The sequence below is a fragment of the Jiangella alba genome (assembly GCF_900106035.1).
Classification (GTDB): domain Bacteria; phylum Actinomycetota; class Actinomycetes; order Jiangellales; family Jiangellaceae; genus Jiangella; species Jiangella alba.
In genome coordinates this window covers 2,550,477-2,570,387 of the sequence record NZ_FNUC01000003.1, presented here as the reverse complement: position 1 = coordinate 2,570,387, position 19,911 = coordinate 2,550,477, and the positions used below count along the sequence as shown (strand labels likewise).

Genomic DNA, 19,911 nt, shown 5'->3' with positions numbered 1-19,911 from the left:
GATGTCCCGCACTGTCACCTCGGTCGTCGACGGCCAGGCCGTTCCCGGCGACCGCACCGTCGCCAGCCTCAACCCCGCGGACCTCGACGACGTCGTCGGTGAGGTGAGCCTCGCACCGGGGCGCATCTTCACCGCCGCCGCCTCCGTCGCCCGCAACGCCCAGCGGGCCTGGGCCGACGTCCCGGCGCCGGTCCGCGGCCGGGCCATCGCCCACATCGGCCGCGTTGTCGAGGAGAACGCCGAGAGCCTCGCCCGGCTGGTCACCCGCGAGATCGGCAAGCCGTACGCCGAGGCGCTCGGCGAGGTCCGCGAGATCGTCGACACCTGCGACTTCTTCCTCGGCGAGGGCCGCCGCCTGTACGGCCAGACGGTCCCCAGCGAGATGCCCGACAAGCAGCTGTTCACCTTCCGCAACCCGGTCGGCACGGTCGCCGTCATCACCGCCGGCAACTTCCCGGTCGCGGTGCCGTCCTGGTACATCGTCCCGGCGCTGCTCACCGGCAACACCATCGTGTGGAAGCCGGCCGAGTACTCCGCGGTCGTCTCGAACGCCTTCCACGACCTGTTCGTCAAGGGCGGCGGGCTGCCCGACGGCGTGTTCAACCTGGTGCACGCCGACGGCGCCGAGACGTACGCGGGGCTGCAGGAGTCGCTGGAGCTGGGCTACATCGACAAGGTCGGCTTCACCGGCTCGTCCGAGGTGGGCCGCGAGATCGGTGCGCTCACGGGCCGGCACCTGCAGACCGCCTGTCTCGAGCTGGGCGGCAAGAACCCGCTGGTCGTCGCGCCGAGCGCCGACCTCGACCTCGCCGTCGAGGGAGCGCTGTTCAGCGGCTTCGGCACCGCCGGCCAGCGCTGCACGTCGCTGGGGACGGTCATCGTGCACGAGTCGCTGCACGACGAGTTCCTGCGCCGTTTCACCGCCGCGGTCGACGCGGCCGCCGTCGGCGACCCAAGCCAGGACGTCCTCATGGGCCCGCTGCTCGACGCGAAGTTCGCCGAGCGGTACGAGAAGTTCCTCGGCTGGGTCCAGCCGCAGCACACCGTGCTCGGGCGCACCGGCCGCATCACCGCCGCCAACCCGCGCCACGGCTTCGTCGGCGACCCCGCGAAGGGCCTGTTCTACCACCCGGTGGTGGTCGACGGCGTCAGCCCCGGCGACGAGCTGTTCGACCAGGAGACGTTCGGCCCCATCGTCGGCGTCACGTCGTACAGCACGCTCGACGAGGCCATCGACCTCGCCAACGCGCCCGGCTACGGCCTGTCCAGCAGCATCTACACGACCGACCCGGCCGACGCGTTCGCGTACCGGCGCGGCATCTCCGCCGGCATGGTGAGCATCAACAACTCCACGTCCGGCGCCGAGGCGCACCTGCCGTTCGGCGGCAACGGCAAGTCGGGCAACGGGTCGCGGCAGTCCGGCATCTGGGTGCTCGACCAGTTCACCCGCTGGCAGTCGGTGAACTGGGACTACTCCGGGCGGCTGCAGAAGGCGCAGATGGACGTCGCCGACCTCGACGCCGACCTCGGCTTCCGGCTCGACGAGTCGTGAGCACCCCGGCCGCGCTCGAGCAGGCGCTGTTCACGGCGATCGAGGCGCTGCCCGCGGCGGCGCCGTCGAGCGACGAGGACGACGGCGTCCTGCGCGGCGTCTTCGACGCCCAGGTGACCAGCCGGCACCTGGACGTCGTCGCGCGGGAGCTGCGGGCGGCCGGGCGCGGCTTCTACACCATCGGGTCGGCCGGTCACGAGTCGAACGCCGTGGTCGCGACGGCGCTGCGGCCCAGCGACCCGGCGCTGCTGCACTACCGCTCGGGCGGCTTCTACGCCGCCCGGGCGGCCCAGGTGCCGGGCAGCACGCCGGTCCGCGACGTGCTGCAGAGCCTCATGGGCGCCGCCGACGAGCCGATCGCCGGCGGCCGGCACAAGGTGTTCGGCCACGCCGCGCTGTCGATCGTCCCGCAGACCTCGACCATCGCCTCGCACCTGCCGCGCGCCGTCGGGCTGGCGGTCGCGCTGCACCGGGCGCACCGGCTCGGCGTGCCCACGTCCTGGGCCGACGACGCGGTCGTGGTCTGCTCGTTCGGCGACGCGTCGGCGAACCACTCGACCGCCGTCGGCGCCGTCAACACCGCCCTGAACACGGCGTACGGCGGGCTGCCGGTGCCGATCCTGTTCGTCTGCGAGGACAACGGCATCGGCATCTCGGTCCCGACCCCGGCCGGCTGGATCGAGACGTCCTACGGCTCGCGGCCCGGCCTCACCTACGTCCAGGCCGACGGCGCCGACACCAGGACGGCGCTGACGGCGGCCCGGCGGGCGGCCGGCTACGTCCGCGAGCAGCGCCGGCCCGCGTTCCTGCACCTGCGCACCGTCCGCTACCTCGGGCACGCCGGCAGCGACGCCGAGATCGGCTACCGCACGCCGGCCGAGATCGCCGCCGACCACGCCCGCGACCCGATCCTCGGCACCGCCCGCGCGCTGGTCGCGTCCGGCGCCGCGACACCCGCCGAGCTGATCGCCCGGTACCGCGAGCTGCGCGCCGAGGTCGACGTCGTCGCCGACGAGCTGAACGGCGCCCGCACGCTCGGGTCGGCGACGGAGATCGTCGCGCCGCTCGCCCCGCGCACGCCCGACGCCGTCGCCCGGGCCGCCACCGACCTGTACGACGAGGCCCGCGCGAAGCAGCCGGCCACGCTGGCCGAGTCGATCAACGCCACGCTGTCGGCCGCCCTCGAGCGCGACCGCCGCGTCGTCGTGTTCGGCGAGGACGTCGGGCGCAAGGGCGGCGTGTACGGCGTCACCCGCGGCCTGGCCCGCAAGCACGGCCGCGCCCGGGTGTTCGACACGCTGCTGGACGAGCAGTCGATCCTCGGCCTCGGGCTGGGCGCCGGGCTGGCCGGGCTGGTCCCCGTCCCGGAGATCCAGTACCTCGCCTACCTGCACAACGCCGAGGACCAGCTGCGCGGCGAGGCGGCATCCCTGGCGTTCTTCTCCACCGGGCAGTACCGCAACCCGCTGGTCGTCCGCATCGCCGGGCTCGCCTACCAGCGCGGCTTCGGCGGGCACTTCCACAACGACAACGGCGTGGCGGTGCTGCGCGACATCCCCGGCCTGGTGGTCGCCTGCCCGTCCCGCGGCGACGACGCGGCGGCCATGCTGCGCACCTGCCTGGCCGCGGCCGCCGTCGACGGGACGGTGTCGGCGTTCCTCGAGCCCATCGCGCTCTACCACACCCGTGACCTGCACTCCGACGGCGACGGCGGCTGGCTCGCGGCCGACGCGGGCGAGCACGTGCCGATCGGCCGGGCCCGCGTGCACGGCGCCGGGGCCGACCTCACCATCGTCACGTTCGGCAACGGCGTGCCGATGAGCCTGCGGGTGGCCCGCCGCCTCGCCGACCGGAAGATCAGCGCCCAGGTGCTGGACCTGCGCTGGCTGGCGCCGCTGCCGGTCGAGGACATCGTCCGCGAGGCCAACCTCACCGGCAAGGTGCTGGTGGCCGACGAGACCCGGCACTCCGGCGGCGTCGGCGAGGGGGTCGTCACGGCGCTGGTGGAGTCCGGGTACGACGGCCGCATCGCCCGCGTCGCCAGCCACGACAGCTTCGTGCCGCTGGGCAGCGCCGCGAGCCACGTGCTGCTCGGAGAGCAGCACATCGAGACGGCCGCCGTCGAGCTGGCCGAGAAGGAGTGACATGACCTCGCCCCTGGAGCTGCTGAGCGTCGACCACCTGCTCAGCGAGGAGGAGCGCGACCTGCGCGACGCCGTCGCCCACTTCGTCGACGACCGCGTCCGCCCGTCGATCGCGGACTGGTACGAGTCGGGGCTCTCCGAGAGCGCCGTCCGCGAGCTGGCGCTGGAGGCCGGGAAGCTCGGGCTGCTCGGCATGCACCTCACCGGGTACGGCTGCGCCGGCACGAACGCCGTCTCGTACGGCCTCGCCTGCATGGAGCTGGAGGCCGGCGACTCCGGCGTCCGGTCGCTGGTGTCGGTGCAGGGGTCGCTGGCGATGTTCGCGATCTGGAAGTTCGGGTCCGAGGAGCAGAAGCAGCAGTGGCTGCCGGGCATGGCCGAGGGCTCGCTGATCGGCTGTTTCGGCCTGACGGAGCCCGACTTCGGCTCGAACCCGGCCGGCATGCGCACGCGCGCCCGCCGCGACGGCGACGACTGGGTGCTCGACGGCACCAAGATGTGGATCACCAACGGCTCCGTCGCCGACGTCGCCGTCGCCTGGGCCCGCTGCACCGACGACGACAAGGTGCGCGGCTTCCTCGTCCCGGCGGGCACGCCCGGGTTCTCGGCCCCGAAGATCGGCAAGAAGCTGTCGCTGCGCGCGTCGGTGACCAGCGAGCTCGTGCTCGAGGGCGTCCGGCTGCCGGCCGACGCCGTCCTGCCGGAGGTGTCGAGCCTGCGCGGGCCGCTGTCGTGCCTGAACGAGGCCCGGTTCGGCATCGTGTTCGGCGCGCTCGGCGCGGCCCGCGACTGCCTGGCCGCGGCCATCTCGTACGCGCAGACCCGTGAGGTGTTCGACCGCCCGCTCGCCGCGTTCCAGCTCACCCAGGCCAAGCTCGCCGACATGGCGCTGGAACTGCAGAAGGGCTACCTGCTCGCGCTGCACCTCGGCCGGCTGAAGGACGACGGCGTGCTGCGGCCGGAACAGGTCAGCCTCGGCAAGCTGAACAACGTGCGGGAGGCGCTGGCGATCGCCCGCGAGTGCCGCACCATTCTCGGCGCCAACGGCATCACGCTGGAATACCCGGTCCTGCGGCACGCCAACAATCTGGAGTCGGTGCTGACGTACGAGGGCACCAGCGAGGTGCACCAGCTCGTCATCGGTCAGGCGTTGACGGGCCAGAGCGCATTCAGCTGATGTGATGCCGGTCACGCTTTATCACGCACCGTGACGGCGAATCGTGCGGCGTCACGCATTGTCACAATCAGCAGCTCTGACCAGGCAGGACGCCCGCTTTCGGGATGCGGACCGGGCCGTTCGGGGCTACTCTCGAAACGTATCGGCCGCCGGGCGATGTCCGGCGGTAAGGGGGGCAAAGGGCCGGAATGCCGTGCTGGGCTCGCGCGGCATCCGGCCCACTTTCTTGTGCCCGTCAGGCCGTCATCGGCCGGTTCTCGTAGGCCGTCGACAGCACGATGGTGGTGCGGGTCGACACGTTGGCCGACGAGCGGATGCGGGCCAGCAGGTCCTCGAGGTCGGCGGGCCGGCCGACCCGCACCTTGAGGATGTAGTTCTCGTCGCCGGCGACGGAGTAGCAGGCCTCGATCTCGGGCACGCCGGCCAGCCGGTCGGGCGAGTCGTCGGGCTGGCTGGGATCGATCGGCTTGATGGAGATGAACGCCGTCAGCGGCAGCCCGACCGCCTCGTGGTCGACGACCGCGGAGTAGCCGCGGATGACACCGCGCTCCTCGAGCCGGCGGACCCGCTGGTGCACGGCCGACGTGGACAGGCCGGTGGACTTGCCGAGATCGGTGTAGCTCATCCGGCCGTCCCGCATCAGCAACGCCACGATCTTCCTGTCGATGTCCTCCACGTGTGCACTCTACTGGCCGCCCGGACCGTACTGCTTCCGCGCCACGCTGGCACGATGTCGGCATGGACCTTGCCGCGGCGCGTGCCCTCTTCGACCCCGAGCCTGGCTGGCTGAACACCGCGAGCTACGGGCTGCCACCGTCCACGGCGTGGGATGCGCTGCAGTCGGCGCTGGACGAGTGGCGGCACGGGCGGGTGTCGTGGGAGGGCTGGGGCGAGTCGACGGGGCGGGCGCGGGCGGCGTTCGCGCGGCTGGTCGGGGTGGCCGAGGCCGACGTCACGACGGGCGCGCAGGTGTCGCAGCTGGTCGGTCTGCTGGCGGCGTCGGTGCCCGACGGCACGGTCGTGCTGGCGCCCGAGGAGGACTTCACGTCGCTGCTGTTCCCCTGGCTGGCGCAGGCGCATCGCGGCGTCGAGGTGCGGACGGCGCCGGCTGCGCGCCTGGCCGCGGCGGTGACGCCCGACGTCGACGTGGTGGCGTTCAGCGTCGTGCAGTCGGCGACCGGCGTGATCGCGGACGTCGACGGCGTGCTGGCGGCGGCGCGGTCGGCCGGCGCCGTCACCGTCGCCGACGCGACCCAGGCGGTGGGGTGGCTGCCCATCGACGCGGGTCGATTCGACGCTCTCGTGGCCGGTGGCTACAAGTGGCAGCTCTCGCCTCGGGGTACGGCGTTCCTGGTGACGACGGCGCAGTTGCGGTCGCGGGTGGTGCCGTCGCAGGCGGGATGGTGGGCGGGCGACGATCCGCACGGGTCGTACTACGGGCCGCCGCTGCGGCTGGCGTCCGACGCGCGGCGGCTGGACCTGTCGCCGGCGTGGTTCTCGTGGGTCGGCGCGGCGCCGGCGCTGGAGCTGCTGGAGGCGGTGACCATCGAGGCGGTCCACGACTGGAACGTCGGGCTGGCGAACCGGTTCCGGGCCGGGCTGGGACTGCCGACGGGCGACTCCGCGATCGTGTCGGTCGACGTGCCCGATGCCGCGCGGCGGCTGGAGGCGGCCGGGGTGCGGGCGGCGGTGCGCGACGGGCGGCTGCGGGTGTCGTTCCACCTGTACTCGTCGGAGGCCGACGTCGATGCCGCGGTCGCCGCGCTCACCCGGCGGGGGTGAGGCCGGCCGCCGCCGGGCTTCCGTACGGTCGGCGCCATGGACCAGACGGTGGTCAACGTCGACAACTTCGTCCGCGCCGAGACCGAACGCATGTTCACGGCGATCCTGCGCGACAGCGGCGGTGTGAACGCCTGGGCGCACAACCGGACACCCACGCCGCTGGACCACCAGCCGGTGATCAGGCAGAACCGCGACACGTTGTACAGCGCCGTGCTGGCCGACATCGGCGCCGGCGCCACGCTGACCCTGCCCGACGCTGGCGGCCGCTACCTGTCGGCGATGCCGATCAACCAGGACGGCTACGTCGACGACGTGTTCCACGGCGCCGGTGAGCACCGGCTCGACCAGGACCGCTTCGGCACGAGACACGTGGTGGTGGCGGTCCGTGCCCTCGTGGATTCCACCGATCCCGCCGACGTGGCCGAGGTCAACGCGCTGCAGGACCGGGTGCGCCTCGACGCGGGGTCCGCCGAGCCGTTCGTCCCGCCCGGCTACGACGAGGCGTCGTTCACCGCGACCCGCGACGCCCTGCTGGCGCTGGCCCGCGGCGTCCCCAGCTTCGACCGATCCTTCGGGGCGCGTGGCGAGGTCGACCCCGTCCGGCACCTCATCGGTGCGGCGGCCGGCTGGGGCGGCCTGCCCGACCGTGAGGCGATGTACCTCAACGTGGACCCCGGCCTGCCGGCGTCGGGCGCCTACCGCCTGACGGTCGCCGACGTCCCGGTCGACGGCTTCTGGTCGATCTCCCTCTACGGCGCCGACGGCTACTTCCCGCGCGACAGCGGCCCGGTGGTGAGCGTCAACGACCGCACGGCCCGGCGCGACGCGGACGGATCGGTCACCGTCCACTTCGGCGGCGACCCGGGCCGGCCGAACCGGCTGCCGCTCGTGGACGGCTGGAACTACGTCGTCCGTCTCTATCGCCCGCGCGCCGAGGTCCTCGACGGCAGCTGGACGTTCCCGGTGGTCACGAGCGGGTGAACGCCCGGCTGTCACACTTGCGCCGTTCCATCCGTCCCCTTGTCGGACCCGACCGGCAGACTGGTCGCGGGCACCGAGATCACGCACCTGGATGGAGAGTCACATGATCGACCTCGACGGTTTCCGCTCGACCCTCACCGGCCGCGCCTACGCGCCCGGCGACGACGGCTACGACGACGTGCGGCAGCCGTGGAACCTGGCCATCGACCAGCGTCCCGCGGTCGTCGTGGTGGCCGAGACCGCCGCCGACGTGCAGGCCGCGGTCCGGCTGGCGCGCGAGAACGGCGTGTCGTTCTCGGTGCAGTCCTCCGGCCACGGCGCGGTGCGGCCCAACGACGACGGCGTGGTGCTCAACGTCACCCGGCTCACCGGGGTCGACGTCGACGCCGGGCGCAAGGTGGCCCGCATCGACGCCGGCGCCCGCTGGCGGGGCGTCCTCGAGGTGGCCGCGCCGCACCAGCTGGCCGGGCTGTCCGGCACCGCGCCCACCGTCGGCGCCGTCGGCTACACCCTGGGCGGCGGCATCGGCCTGCTCATGCGCCGGTTCGGCTTCGCCGCCGACAGCGTGGTCGGCGCCGACGTCGTCACCGCCGACGGCGCGCTGGTGCGGGCGAGCCACGACGAGAACCCCGACCTGCTCTGGGCGCTCAAGGGCGGCGGCGGCAACTTCGGCGTCGTCACGTCGCTCGAGGTGCAGCTCTACGACGTGCCGGCGGTGCACAACGGCTCGCTGCTCTACCCGGGCGCGCGGGCCGCCGAGGTGCTGCGGGCGTGGGCCGACTGGACCGGCCAGGTCTCCGACGACGTCACCTCCGCCGTCATGGTCATGACGTTCCCGCCCATCCCGGCGGTGCCCGAACCGCTGCGCGGCCAGCACGTCGCCGCCCTCCGGGCCACCATCGCCGGCGACGACGGGTCGGCGCTCGAGCCGCTGCGGGCGGCGCTCGGCGAGCCGCTCATGGGCGGGTTCCGCACGCAGACGTACCTCGAGGCGGCGCTGTCCGGCAGCGAGCCCACCGACCCCATGCCCACCGCCGGGCGCAGCACCGGCGTGGCAGAGCTCACCGACGCCGCCATCGACGGGCTGCTCGAGCTGGTGGCGCCGGGCTCGCCGGTCCCGGGCGTCGACATCCGTCACCTCGGCGGTGCCGCGGCGAAGGAGCAGGACGGCCCGCTCTCCCACCGCGACACCCCCTACATCGCGGCGGCCAACGCGCTGGCCGCCACGCCGGAGCAGCGCGCCGCCGTCCAGCAGCGCCTCGACGACGGGTTCGGCGCGCTGGCGGCGCACACGCGCCCCGTCGGCGCGCTGAACTTCCTCCACGCCGGCTCGACGCCCGAGGTCGTCCGGTCCGCCTTCTCCGACGGCGCCTGGCAGCGGCTGCAGGAGGTCAAGCGCACCTGGGACCCGGAGAACGTCTTCCGGTTCACGCACAACATCGCGCCGGCCGGCTGAGCGGCCGAGCCGGGCAGCTGTGGTGCGGCGGGGGTGACACCAACGCCAACAGTTGGCGCTGAGGTCACCCCCGCGCCGAACAGAGGCCGACGTGCCAGCCGAGCCGGGCCGGGCCGGGCGCTGCGCTCGTGCACGACGCGCGCCGGCCCCGCCGGCCGGTCCTCACTGCGACTGCTCGGCCACCTCATCAGCCGTCAGCCGGGGACGAGCGGCAGCGGCCGGGCCGCGGGCGGTGGCCGCGCCCACCGGATCGGCCGGGCGCCGCCAGTGCCAGTCGGTCAGGGCCTGGTAGGCGGCGGCCACGGCGAGCAGGCGGTCCTCGGCGTACGGGAGGCCGCCGAGAATGGCACCGATCGGCAGTCCGCCGGAGAACCCGATCGGCAGCGCCAGCTCCGGCAGCCCGACGATGTCGAACGGCACCGGCGACGTCTGCACCACGACGTCGCACTGGGCGAACAGCGAGTCGAGCACCCGCGTCAGCAGCACCAGTTTGGCCCGCTGGCCGGTCACGTACTCGTCGGCGCCCATCAGCGCGCCCTGCAGCCAGCTGGTCAGCGACACCCCGAACAGCCGCAGGTCCTGGCGCAGGTACGGCACGAACGGCTCGGACCGCTCCGGCAGCCGGACGTCGTTGAAGCGGCCGGTCAGCAGGTCCCATTCGTCCGGCAACGTCACGTCCACCACGGAGACGCCCTCGACGCCGGCCAGGGTCGAGAGGAACTCCCGCCGCGCCGCCGCCGTCGGGCTCGACCCGGACGTGTAGCCGGGGACGACGCCGATGCGGGTCGGCCAGCGCAGCCTCAGCCGCTTCCCGCGGTACACCGGCGTGGCCGCGGCGACGAGGTCCGGCACCGGCGGCAACCCCTGCGTGCGAGGGTCGGCGGCGTCCGGGCCGGCCATCGCGGCCAGCATGATCGCCGCGTCCTTCGCGTCGCGGGCCAGCGGGCCCGGGTGGTCGCGCGAGTACGTCAGCGGCACGATCCCGTACAGCGACGCCCGGCCCATGGTCGGCTTGAGGCCGGTGAGGTTCTGGGCGTTCGACGGCGCCGTGATCGAGCCGCCGGTCTGCGTGCCGATGCCCGACGTCGCCAGCCGCGCCGCCACGGCGGTCGCCGTCCCCGTCGAGGAGCCGCCCGGGTTGGTCGACGGGTCGTCCGGGGTCCAGGCGTTCACCGTCGTCACGACACCGGCCGGCGTGGTCGCCCGGGTGGTCGCCAGCGGGCCCATCTGGGTCTTGCCGAGCACGATCCCGCCGGCCGACCGCAGCCGGGCGACGGCGGTCGCGTCGAACGGCGGGACGAAGTCGGCGAAGACGAACGAGTTCGCGGTCGTCGGCACGCCGGACGTGTAGTAGTTGTCCTTGATCGCCAGCGGAATGCCGTGCAGCGGGCCGTGGTAGTGACCGCGCCGCAGCGCCCGCACCGCGGCGGCCGCCTGCTCCCCCAGCACCAGGTTGAACGCCTGATACGTGCCATCGAACGCGGCGATGCGGCCGAGGTACGCCTCCAGCAGCGTCTCCGGCCGCAGCGTCCCGGCCCGCAGCAGGTAGGCCGCCTCGGCGACGGTCAGCTCGGCCGGGTCGGCGAGGGCCTCCGGGCGCGGCGGCGTGTACGCGTCGGGGTGCGGCCCGGTGCGGCCCGTCGCCGTGGCGGGCCCGCCGTAGGCCACCCGCGGCAGCCCGACGGTGCCGGCGACGGCCGCGCCGGCCGACAGCACGGCCATGCGGGCGACGAACGAGCGGCGGTCGACGTGGACGTCCTGCGGGGCGGTCATGCGTCCCGCCAGGCGGTGGCGATGGACGGGTACAGCATCGGCGCCGCCTGCTGCGACAGCTCGACGGCCTGCTCGGCGGGGGTGCCGGACGGCGCCGGCGGCACCCAGGCGCTGATCTCGGCCAGTGACCTCCGCGCGAACGAGCGCAGCGACGCCAGGACGGCGGCCTGGCCGGGCGCCCCGGTCTCCGGATCGGGTTCGGCGCCGGGCGGCAGCTGGTCCAGGTCGATGCCGACGGCGGCGAGCCGGGCACGGATCATCACGTCGAGCTCGGCGTCGGACGGTGGGGTGGGCGCCATGTCGCTCCTCGAGGTGGTCGGGACGGGTCCGCGGACCACGCTCGCGCGCGGCGATGTCGGCGTTATGTCCGCAAGGTCACGTATCCATGATCATGAGGGCTCGCGGCCGCCGGTTCAATGCCTCGACGCCGTCGTCGGTGGTGACGACGATGTCCTCGATGCGCGCGCCGTAGCGCCCGGCCAGGTAGAACCCCGGCTCGACGGAGAACGCCATGCCCGGCTCCAGCGGCGTGGTGTTGCCGGCGACGATGTACGGGTCCTCGTGCGTCTCCAGCCCGATGCCGTGGCCGGTGCGGTGGATGAAGTACTCCCCCAGCCCGGCCGCCACCAGCACGTCGCGCGCCGCCGCGTCGACCGACTCGGCGGTGACGCCGGGCCGGACGTGCGCCACGGCGGCCTCCTGCGCCGCCAGCAGCGCGTCGTACGCCGTGCGGAACTCGTCCGAGGGACGGCCGACGGCGTAGGTGCGGGTGGAGTCGGAGCAGTACCCGGCCGCCGTCGTGCCGCCGATGTCGACGACGACGGGGTCGCCGTCGGCGATGACGCGGTCGCTGGTCTCGTGGTGCGGGCTGGCGCCGTTGGGCCCGGAGGCGACGATGACGAAGTCGGCGGACACGTGGCCCTCGGCGAGGATCGCGGCGGCGATGTCGCGGCCGACCTCGGCCTCGGTGCGCCCGGCCCGCAGCCATTCGCCCATGCGGCCGTGGACGCGGTCGATGGCGGCGGCCGCCTCGCGCAGCAGGCCGACCTCGTCCGCGGACTTGCGCGACCGCAGCGAGGACAGCACGGGGCCGGCGGCGACCTGCTCGGCGGCGGGCATGGCGGCGCGGAACCGCAGCGCCTTCTCGGCCCACATGTGGTCGTCCAGCCCGACCCGGCGCGCACCCGGCAGCAGCCCGGCGGCCAGCGCGACGGCGTCGTCGGTCTCCTGCCAGGCGTGGACGTCCAGCGCGAGCGAGCCGGCGCCGGACGCCAGCGCGGCCGGCCGCTCCAGCGCGGGCACCAGCAGCGTCGCCGTCTCCTCGACCGGCAGCACCAGGCAGGTGAGCCGTTCGAGCGGCTTGGCGTCGTAGCCGGTGAGGTAGCGCAGCCCGGCGCCGGGCGTGATCAGCAGGGCGTCGAGCCCGGCGGCGGCAGCGGCGGCGCGGGCACGGACGAGGCGGTCGTCGAGATCGGCGGTCACCCGACGCACTCTAGGCGGTCAGCTGCTGCCGGCCGCACCGGCCGCGGTCGCGGCGAGGATGGCGCCGGTGACCGCGGCCTGCACCTCCTGGACCGCCTTCTTGACGGCGTCGGCGGCCCAGTCGCCATCGGCGATCTCCTGCGCCCGCCGCTTCACCGCGCGGCGGTCCTCCGACGGCACCACTTTGCGCAGGCCGTCGACGGCGAGCAGCAGCGACACCAGCGCCGCCGTGCGCGGGTCCGGCGCCAGGCCGGTGACCAGCACGTCCTGCAGCCGCTGCCGGACGGCGGCCTCGTGCGACGCGTCGGCAGCCGGCCAGCGCGTCGTCGGGAAGATGCCCAGCACCGTGCCGGACTCCTGCCGCAGCAGCCCGCGCCCGGCGAGGCGGTTCAGCAGGCGGTCGCGCAGGCCCTTGCGCAGCGAGCCGATGACGTTCTTCGGCTTCTTGCCCTCGTCGTCGGCCAGCTCGGCCAGTGCGTGGTCGAGGACGTCGTCGCCGGCAGGCGTGGTGTCGCGGACCACCAGCCGGTCGCGCTTCACCGCCTCGCCCGGCCCGGCGACGGACACCTTGCCCAGGACGGACAGCTCCAGCAGCAGCGCGCCGGCCAGCCCGTACTCCAGGCGGGTGCCGTCGATGACCGACTTGCCCGTTTCGTCGTCGTAGGCGAGCAGCAGGAGGTCCTCGGCGATCAACACGTCTTCGACTCTAGCCGCCGCGCCATTAGGGTCGTGGTATGCCACGACACGCGCAGCAGCGCGTCAGCAACCGCCCGCGCCGCAGCGCCTGGGCCGTCGTCGTCGGGGGCATCGGCGAGCTCCTGCTCACCGCGGGCGTGCTGGTCCTGCTCTTCGTCGTCTACATCATCTGGGGCACCGGCATCCAGACCGCGCAGGCGCAGGACAAGCTCGAGGACGAGCTGAGCGTGCAGTGGGGCCAGCTCGACTCCGGCACCGCGCCGCCCGACCCGGACGAGCTGGCCGACGGCGACGCCTACGGCATCCTGCGCATCCCCCGCTTCGGCGACGACTGGGAGTTCACCGTCGTCCAGGGCGTGCAGCCCGACGACCTCGCCCGCGGCCCCGGCCACTACCCGAACACCGCCAACCCTGGTGAGGTCGGCAACGTCGGCATCGCCGCGCACCGCTCCGGCCACCTCTCGCCGTTCGCCGGCTTCCCCGACCTGCGGGTGGGCGACACCATCGAGATCGAGATGGCCGACGGCACCTACGTCTACGCGCTCGACGACGCGCCCGACGGCGACAGCAACGGCAACAAGATCAACATCAGTGACGTGTGGGTGGTCGATCCCGTGCCGGGCGAGCCGCGCGACACCGAGCCGACGGAGCGGCGCATCACGCTCACCACCTGCTGGCCGCGGTTCGGCTCGTCGCACCGCATGTACGCCACCGGCACGCTGGTCAGCGGCCCGAGCGGCTGAGGTCCTGGCCGGGCTCCCGCGCCGGCTCCGGCTCGAGGTGCGGCAGCGCGCGGTCCAGCCAGTGCGGCAGCCACCAGCACCGGTCGCCGAGCAGGAACATCGCCGTCGGCACGACCAGCAGGCGGATCACCGTCGCGTCGATGAGCACACTGAACCCCAGCCCGATCGCGAGCATCTTGATCACGACGCTGTCGGAGACGACGAACGCGAAGAAGACGCTCATCATGATCAGCGCCGCCGACGAGATGACCCGCGCCGTCACCGCCAGCCCGGTCGTGACGCTGCCGTGGTTCTCCCCCGTCGCCAGCCACGCCTCGCGGACCCGTGAGAGCAGGAACACCTCGTAGTCCATCGACAGCCCGAACACGATCGCGAACATGATCATCGGGACGTACGATTCGATCGGCACCTGCTGGTCCACGCCCAGCAGCGACGACCCCCAGCCCCACTGGAAGACGGCGACGACCACGCCGTAGGCGGCCGCGATGGAGAGCAGGTTGAGGATCGCCGCCTTGAGCGCGAGCACCGGGCTGCGGAACGACAGCAGCAGCACGATGAACGCGGCGCTGACGACGATCGCGATGATCTCCGGCAGCCGCTCGGCCACCAGGTCGCGGAAGTCCAGCTGCGCCGCGGTCATCCCGGTCACGTACGACACCGTGTTCGACCCGGCCAGCAGCGGCGCGATCGTGTCGTCGCGCAGCGTGTGCAGCAGGTCGTCGGTGGCCTCGTCCTGCGGCCGGGTCGACGGCGTCACCGTCGCCACGTAGAGGTCGCCGTCCTGGCTCGGGGTGAAGTCGGTGACCGCGGCCACGCCGGACGTGCCGGCGATGGCGTCCTGCAGGTCCGACGCGATGGTCGCGCCGTCGTCGCCGTCGCCGACCTCGATGGCGACGGTGAACTGGCCGTTCACGCCCTGGCCGAAGCCGTCGGTGATGGCGTCGTAGGCCTCCCGGGTGGTGCTGCCGCGCGCCGACGCGCCGTCGTCGACGTGGCCGAGGTAGAGCGAGAGGGCCGGGATCGCCAGCACCGCGACGACCGCCACGCCGGCCAGCAGGTAGCGCCACGGGTGCCGGTCCAGGGCCAGCGCGTACCGCAGCCACCCCGACGCCGACCCGTCGCCGGACTCCTCCGCGACCGGCGTCCGCACCCGGAACCGGTCGATCAGCCGTCCGGCCGCGCCGAGCAGCGCGGGCACCAGGGTCACGGCGGCCACCCCGGCCACGACGACGCCGCACCCGGCGGCCAGCCCCAGCTTGCCGATGAAGTCGATGCGGGTGGCCCACAGCCCGGACAGCGCGATGACGACGGTGCACGCGGCGATCAGCACCGACCGGCCGCTGGTGGCGACGGTCCGCCCGGCCGCGTCGACCGGGTCGGCGCCGTTCATCAGCTGTTGCCGGTGCCGGGTGGTCAGGAACAGCGCGTAGTCGATGCCGACGCCCAGCCCCAGCATCGCGGCCAGCGTCGGCGACGCCGTCCCGAAGTCGACGGCGGCGGCCAGCAGCCCGAGCAGGCTGAGCGCCGTCAGCACCCCGATGACCGACGAGACGATCGGCAGCAACGCCGCCAGGACGCTGCCGAACGCCGCCAGCAGCACGACGATCGCCACGGCGATCCCGATGCTCTCGGACAGCCGGTCGTTCGGCGCCGGTTCGGCCGCCTGCCCCAGCGCGCCGGTGTAGTCGACGTCGACACCGGCGTCGCGCGCCGGGTCGGTCGCGGTGTCCATGTCGTCGACGAACGCCGATCCGAACGCGCCCGGGTTGCCGTCGAACTGGACGGTGACGTAGCCGACGGTGCCGTCCTGCGCCGGGACCACGTCGGACACCGTCAGGACGTGGTCGACGGCCGCGACGTCCGTCACGACCTCGTCGAGGGCGTCCTGCTGCGCCGTCAGGCCGTCGGCGTCCTGGAACACCAGCCGCGCCGAGTACGAACTGGCCGTGACCCCGTGGTCGACCAGCAGGTCGCTGCCGTCACCGGACTCGGTGCCCGGCAGGGTGAAGTCGTCGCTGAACGTGCCGCCCCACACCCGGTCGGCCCCGACGGCAGCGACCAGCACCACCAGCCACACCCCGATGACCGGCCACGCGTGCCGGGCGCACGCGCGCCCGAGCCGTTCCAACCCCGCTGTCTGCGCCATCGTGCCCCCCGGCGTCTTCCAGCAACGTAGAACCGCCGTCCGGGCCTGTCAACGACCGTGCGGGCGGCCGTCTCAGTAGGCTGACGGCCATGCCCGGGACCGAGAACCGCCTGATGCTTCTCGACACCGCCTCGCTGTACTTCCGCGCCTTCTTCGGCGTGCCCGAGTCGATCAAGGCGCCCGACGGCACGCCGGTCAACGCCGTGCGCGGGCTGCTCGACTTCATCGCCCGGCTCACCACCGACCGCCGGCCGGCTCGGCTGGTGGCCTGCCTCGACGCCGACTGGCGCCCGGCGTTCCGGGTGGCGCTGCTGCCGTCGTACAAGGCGCACCGGCTGGCCAACGCGGCGCGCAACATCGAGGAGGTGCCGGCGGCGCTGCAGGCGCAGCTGCCGATCATCGACGACGTGCTGACGGCGCTGGGCATCGCGCACTTCGGGGTGCCGGGCTTCGAGGCCGACGACGTCATCGGCACGCTCGCGTCCGGCGACAAGGGCCCGGTCGACGTCGTCACCGGCGACCGCGACCTGTTCCAGCTGGTCGACGACGAGCGGGGCGTGCGCATCCTGTACACCGCCCGTGGCGTCGGCCGGCACGAGGTGGTCGACGAGTCGGTGGTGGCGGCGAAGTACGGCATCCCGGGCCGCTCGTACGCCGACTTCGCGACGCTGCGCGGCGATCCCAGCGACGGCCTGCCCGGCGTGTCCGGCGTCGGCGACAAGACCGCCGGCACGCTGATCACTCGGTTCGGCACCATCGACGGCCTGCTGGCGGCGCTCGACGACCCCGCGGCGGAGCTGTCGCCGACGCTGCGGCGCAAGATCGCCGACGCCCACGACTACCTGGCCGTCGCGCCCGACGTCGTCAAGGTGCGCCACGACGTCCCGCTGCCCGCGTACGACGACACCCTGCCGTCGGCGCCGGCCGACCCGGAGGCGCTGGTCGAGCTGGCGAGCCGGTGGGGCCTGGACTCCTCGCTGAACCGGGTGCTCAACGCGTTCGGCGCGGCCCCGGCGTAGCCGCCGATGCGCGCCACCCTCGCGGCGGCCGCGCTGGTCGTCGCCGTCCTCGCCACCGGCTGCACCGATGGCGACGGCGACGAGGCGAGCTGCGACTTCGACCCCGCCGAGTGGGCCGGCCTCGACCCCGCCGACGACGACGAGGGCGCCCGCAGGGGTGAGCTGGCCGACGTCGTCGTCGACTGCGGCCTGCTCGACGACGCCACCCGCGCCGAGACCGCCGAACTGCTCGGCGAGGGCGGCGCGGCCGACGCCGCCGTCTGGGAGTACTCGACCCAACGGACGATGATCGACTTCGAGCTGCTGGTCGTCGACTTCGGCGCCGGCGACACCGTCACGCGGGTCTCCTTCGGCCAGAGCTGACGAACGGCGGCGATGTCACAGCCGCGCCCGGCCGTCTCGTCTGGGGATTCGAGAGCCAACCCCAGAGAGATGCGGAGAAACCATGAGCAAGGTGTGGTTCGTCACCGGTTCGTCCCGCGGCCTCGGCCGCGAGTTCGTCGAGGCGGCGCTGTCGCGCGGCGACCGGGTGGCGGCGACCGCCCGGAACATCGCGACCCTGGACGACCTGGTCGACACCCATGGCGACGCGGTGCTCCCGCTCGAGATGGACGTGACCGACCGAGCCGGCGTGTTCCGGAGCGTGCAGCGGGCCCACGAGCACTTCGGCCGTCTCGACGTCGTCGTCAGCAACGCGGGCTACGCCCTGGTCGGCGCGGTCGAGGAGCTGTCCGAGCAGCAACTGCGCGACGTGCTGGACACCAACCTGTTCGGCGCGCTGCGGGTCGTGCAGGCCGTGGTGCCGTACCTGCGCGAGCAGGGCAGCGGGCACGTCATTCAGCTGTCGTCCATGGCCGGCCTGTTCTCGGCGCCGCTGGGCGGCGGGTACCACGCGTCGAAGTGGGCCCTGGAGGGCCTGCTCGACTCGCTGTCGCAGGAGGTCGGCGCGTTCGGCGTCAAGGTGACGGTGGTCGCCCCCGGCGGCTTCGCCACCCGGCGCGGCGGTGAGAAGCCCGACCCCCTCACCGACGGCGACCAGGCCGTCCGCAACCCGATCTACGACGGCGTGCGCCAGCGCATCGCCGCGTTCGTCGACAAGTCCCCCGGCGGCGACCCGGCCGCCGCGGCCCAGGCGCTGCTGAAGATCGTCGACGCCGAGAACCCGCCGCTGCGGGTGTTCTTCGGCCCCCAGGGCTACCAGATCGTGCAGAAGGTCTACGCCGACCGGCTCGCGACCTGGGCGCAGTGGCAGGACCTCGCGGTCGAAGCGCACGGCACGGCGGTGCACGACCTCGGGCCCACCGTGGTCTGAGCCCTCGTGTGAGCCATGCCACAGGCCGGTTCCGTCAGCAATCGGGGCGTCGTTCCGCTCAACTCACATGAGCACGAACCACGTACAGGCGGCGCCCGCTGACGGGGCCGGCCCGGGCGCGCCGGACGCGCGCCAGCTGCGCACGATCCTGATCGCCGTGTCGATGGCGCTGATGGCCGTCATCGCCTCGGTGTCGGGGCTCAACGTCGCGCAGACCCGCATAGCCGTCGACTTGGAGACCACGCAGTCCACGGTCTTGTGGATCATCAACATCTACACCCTCGCGCTGTCCGCACTGCTGCTGCCGCTCGGCGCAATCGGTGACCGCCTGGGTCGCCGGCCGACGCTGATCGCGGGGCTGGCCGTCTTCGGCGTCGCGAGCGTCGTCGCCGGCCTCGCGCCGACCGCGGAGATCATGCTCGCCGCGCGGGTGGCCAGCGGTGTCGGGGCAGCCATCATCATGCCCGTCACCCTGGCCGTGATCACCTCCACCTTCCCCGAGGAGCAGCGCGGGAAGGCGATCGGCGTGTGGACCGGTGTGGCCGGAGGCGGCGGCATCCTGGGCATGTTCCTGTCCGCCCTGCTCGTCGACGTCGCCGACTGGCGCTGGCTGTTCGCCCTGCCGGTCGCCCTGGTCGTCGTGGCCCTGGCCATGACGCTGACGTCGGTGCCCAACTCGCACGAGCGCTCGGCCCACGCGTTCGACACCGTCGGCGCGCTGGTGTCCGTCGCCGCCGTGGCCGCGCTCATCTTCGCCCTGCAGGAGGGGCCGGAACGCGGCTGGACCGCACCGGCGACGCTGACCAGCCTCGCCGCCGGCGTCGTCGCCACGGCCGCCTTCGTGTCCTGGGAGCTGCGCCGCAAGGACGCCGCGCTGCTGGACGTGCGCCTGTTCCGCGAACGCGGCCTGGCCGGCGGCTCGACCACCCTGGTGGCGGTCTTCGGTGTTCAGTCAGGCATCTTCGTGGTGCTCTTCCCGTTCTTCCAGGCCGTTCTCGACTGGTCGGCGCTGCTCTCCGCGGCGGCGCTGATGCCGATGGCCGTCGCGATGATGGCGGCCTCCGGGCTGGCCCCGCGGATGGCGTCGCTGATCGGTGCCCGGCCGACCATGACCGCCGGAATCGCGCTGACCGGCGCCGGGCTGACGCTCATGGCGCTGTTCGTCTCCGTCGACGGCGGCTACCTGTCGATCCTGCCCGGCATCGTCGTCATGGGCGTCGGCATGGGCCTGGCCATGGTGCCGTCCACCGAGGCCATCACCCTCTCCTTGCCGCGCGCGAAGCAGGGCGTCGCCTCGGCCCTCAACGACGTCACCCGCGAGTTCGGCACCGCGCTCGGCGTCGCCGCGCTGGGAGCGATCCTCACGGCCGGCTACCGCGACGCCATCGCCGACCGGCTGGACGGTGTGCCCACAGCGACCGCGGCCACCGCGCGGGAGGGCATCGCCAACGCGGTCGAGGCATCGGCCGGCCAGGGCACCGACGCGCACCACCTCCTCGACGCCGCGCGGCAGTCCTACGTGGACGGATGGCAGCAATCCATGTGGGTCGGTGTCGCTGTCATGGCCGCACTCGCCGCCTACATCGCCCTGCGCGGCCCGAAGGACGCCACCCGCGTCACCGCAGCGTGACGCACGCCACATGCGAGC

Annotated in this window: 17 protein-coding genes; 11 read left to right on the top strand and 6 right to left on the bottom strand. The window is 73.6% G+C overall.

What is annotated here, in order from left to right; all coding sequences use genetic code 11:
• Position 1 precedes the first annotated feature (1 nt).
• Genes BLV02_RS14305 through BLV02_RS14295 form a run of 3 tightly spaced genes read left to right on the top strand, consistent with a single transcriptional unit; the run spans position 2 to position 4,873 of the window.
• Positions 2 to 1,552 (top strand): aldehyde dehydrogenase family protein, encoded by a 1,551-nt coding sequence (locus tag BLV02_RS14305; protein ID WP_069113334.1) that lies wholly within the window; start codon positions 2 to 4, stop codon positions 1,550 to 1,552.
• A complete protein-coding gene (locus tag BLV02_RS14300) occupies positions 1,549 to 3,696 on the top strand; it encodes a thiamine pyrophosphate-dependent enzyme (protein ID WP_069113335.1) in 2,148 nt (715 codons plus the stop codon). Before BLV02_RS14305 ends, BLV02_RS14300 begins: the two co-directional genes overlap by 4 nt.
• Position 3,697: 1 nt before the next feature.
• The gene (locus BLV02_RS14295) at positions 3,698 to 4,873 is read left to right on the top strand and encodes an acyl-CoA dehydrogenase family protein (RefSeq protein WP_069113336.1); all 1,176 of its coding nucleotides are present in this window, start codon (positions 3,698 to 3,700) and stop codon (positions 4,871 to 4,873) included.
• Between the two features lie 235 nt (positions 4,874 to 5,108).
• Here BLV02_RS14295 and BLV02_RS14290 read toward each other — a convergent pair whose 3' ends face one another.
• Positions 5,109 to 5,549: an Lrp/AsnC family transcriptional regulator gene (locus BLV02_RS14290; protein WP_069113337.1), complete on the bottom strand. Its 441-nt coding sequence runs from the start codon at positions 5,547 to 5,549 to the stop codon at positions 5,109 to 5,111.
• 62 nt (positions 5,550 to 5,611) lie between these two features.
• Here BLV02_RS14290 and BLV02_RS14285 point away from each other — a divergent pair, with 62 nt between their 5' ends.
• The 3 genes from BLV02_RS14285 to BLV02_RS14275 all read left to right on the top strand — a co-directional run bounded on the left by BLV02_RS14285 (position 5,612) and on the right by BLV02_RS14275 (position 9,092).
• Entirely contained in the window at positions 5,612 to 6,655 is a 1,044-nt protein-coding gene (locus tag BLV02_RS14285; protein WP_069113338.1) for an aminotransferase class V-fold PLP-dependent enzyme, read from the top strand.
• A gap of 36 nt (positions 6,656 to 6,691) precedes the next feature.
• On the top strand, positions 6,692 to 7,636 hold the full coding sequence (locus BLV02_RS14280) for a DUF1214 domain-containing protein (RefSeq protein ID WP_069113339.1): 945 nt from the start codon (positions 6,692 to 6,694) through the stop codon (positions 7,634 to 7,636).
• 103 nt (positions 7,637 to 7,739) lie between these two features.
• Positions 7,740 to 9,092 carry an FAD-binding oxidoreductase gene (locus tag BLV02_RS14275; protein ID WP_069113340.1) on the top strand — a complete coding sequence of 451 codons (1,353 nt, stop codon included), beginning with the start codon at positions 7,740 to 7,742 and terminating at the stop codon, positions 9,090 to 9,092.
• A 162-nt stretch (positions 9,093 to 9,254) separates the two neighbouring features.
• On the opposite strand, the gene BLV02_RS14270 is transcribed toward BLV02_RS14275, so the two are convergent.
• From BLV02_RS14270 to BLV02_RS14255, 4 genes are all read right to left on the bottom strand, one after another.
• Positions 9,255 to 10,865: an amidase gene (locus tag BLV02_RS14270; protein WP_069113341.1), complete on the bottom strand. Its 1,611-nt coding sequence runs from the start codon at positions 10,863 to 10,865 to the stop codon at positions 9,255 to 9,257.
• Complete coding sequence (locus tag BLV02_RS14265; RefSeq protein ID WP_069113342.1) at positions 10,862 to 11,164, bottom strand: hypothetical protein; 303 nt, start codon at positions 11,162 to 11,164, stop codon at positions 10,862 to 10,864. The genes BLV02_RS14270 and BLV02_RS14265 overlap by 4 nt, the downstream gene beginning before the upstream one ends.
• Before the next feature lie 76 nt (positions 11,165 to 11,240).
• Positions 11,241 to 12,347, bottom strand: a complete 1,107-nt coding sequence (locus BLV02_RS14260) for a M24 family metallopeptidase (protein WP_083288975.1) — start codon at positions 12,345 to 12,347, stop codon at positions 11,241 to 11,243.
• An 18-nt stretch (positions 12,348 to 12,365) separates the two neighbouring features.
• Positions 12,366 to 13,043: a GOLPH3/VPS74 family protein gene (locus tag BLV02_RS14255; RefSeq protein ID WP_069113344.1), complete on the bottom strand. Its 678-nt coding sequence runs from the start codon at positions 13,041 to 13,043 to the stop codon at positions 12,366 to 12,368.
• Positions 13,044 to 13,081: 38 nt separating this feature from the next.
• Between BLV02_RS14255 and BLV02_RS14250 the strand changes: the two genes are divergently transcribed.
• Positions 13,082 to 13,786 carry a class E sortase gene (locus BLV02_RS14250; RefSeq protein WP_069113345.1) on the top strand — a complete coding sequence of 235 codons (705 nt, stop codon included), beginning with the start codon at positions 13,082 to 13,084 and terminating at the stop codon, positions 13,784 to 13,786.
• On the opposite strand, the gene BLV02_RS14245 is transcribed toward BLV02_RS14250, so the two are convergent.
• Complete coding sequence (locus BLV02_RS14245) at positions 13,767 to 15,932, bottom strand: MMPL family transporter (RefSeq protein WP_069113346.1); 2,166 nt, start codon at positions 15,930 to 15,932, stop codon at positions 13,767 to 13,769. The genes BLV02_RS14250 and BLV02_RS14245 overlap by 20 nt on opposite strands.
• An 89-nt stretch (positions 15,933 to 16,021) precedes the next feature.
• Here BLV02_RS14245 and BLV02_RS14240 point away from each other — a divergent pair, with 89 nt between their 5' ends.
• From BLV02_RS14240 to BLV02_RS14225, 4 genes are all read left to right on the top strand, one after another.
• Positions 16,022 to 16,951 carry a 5'-3' exonuclease gene (locus BLV02_RS14240; protein WP_069113347.1) on the top strand — a complete coding sequence of 310 codons (930 nt, stop codon included), beginning with the start codon at positions 16,022 to 16,024 and terminating at the stop codon, positions 16,949 to 16,951.
• 6 nt (positions 16,952 to 16,957) lie between these two features.
• A complete protein-coding gene (locus tag BLV02_RS14235) occupies positions 16,958 to 17,314 on the top strand; it encodes a hypothetical protein (protein ID WP_069113348.1) in 357 nt (118 codons plus the stop codon).
• An 82-nt stretch (positions 17,315 to 17,396) separates the two neighbouring features.
• The gene (locus tag BLV02_RS14230; protein ID WP_069113349.1) at positions 17,397 to 18,263 is read left to right on the top strand and encodes an SDR family NAD(P)-dependent oxidoreductase; all 867 of its coding nucleotides are present in this window, start codon (positions 17,397 to 17,399) and stop codon (positions 18,261 to 18,263) included.
• A gap of 67 nt (positions 18,264 to 18,330) precedes the next feature.
• On the top strand, positions 18,331 to 19,893 hold the full coding sequence (locus BLV02_RS14225) for an MFS transporter (RefSeq protein WP_069113350.1): 1,563 nt from the start codon (positions 18,331 to 18,333) through the stop codon (positions 19,891 to 19,893).
• Positions 19,894 to 19,911: the final 18 nt, after the last annotated feature.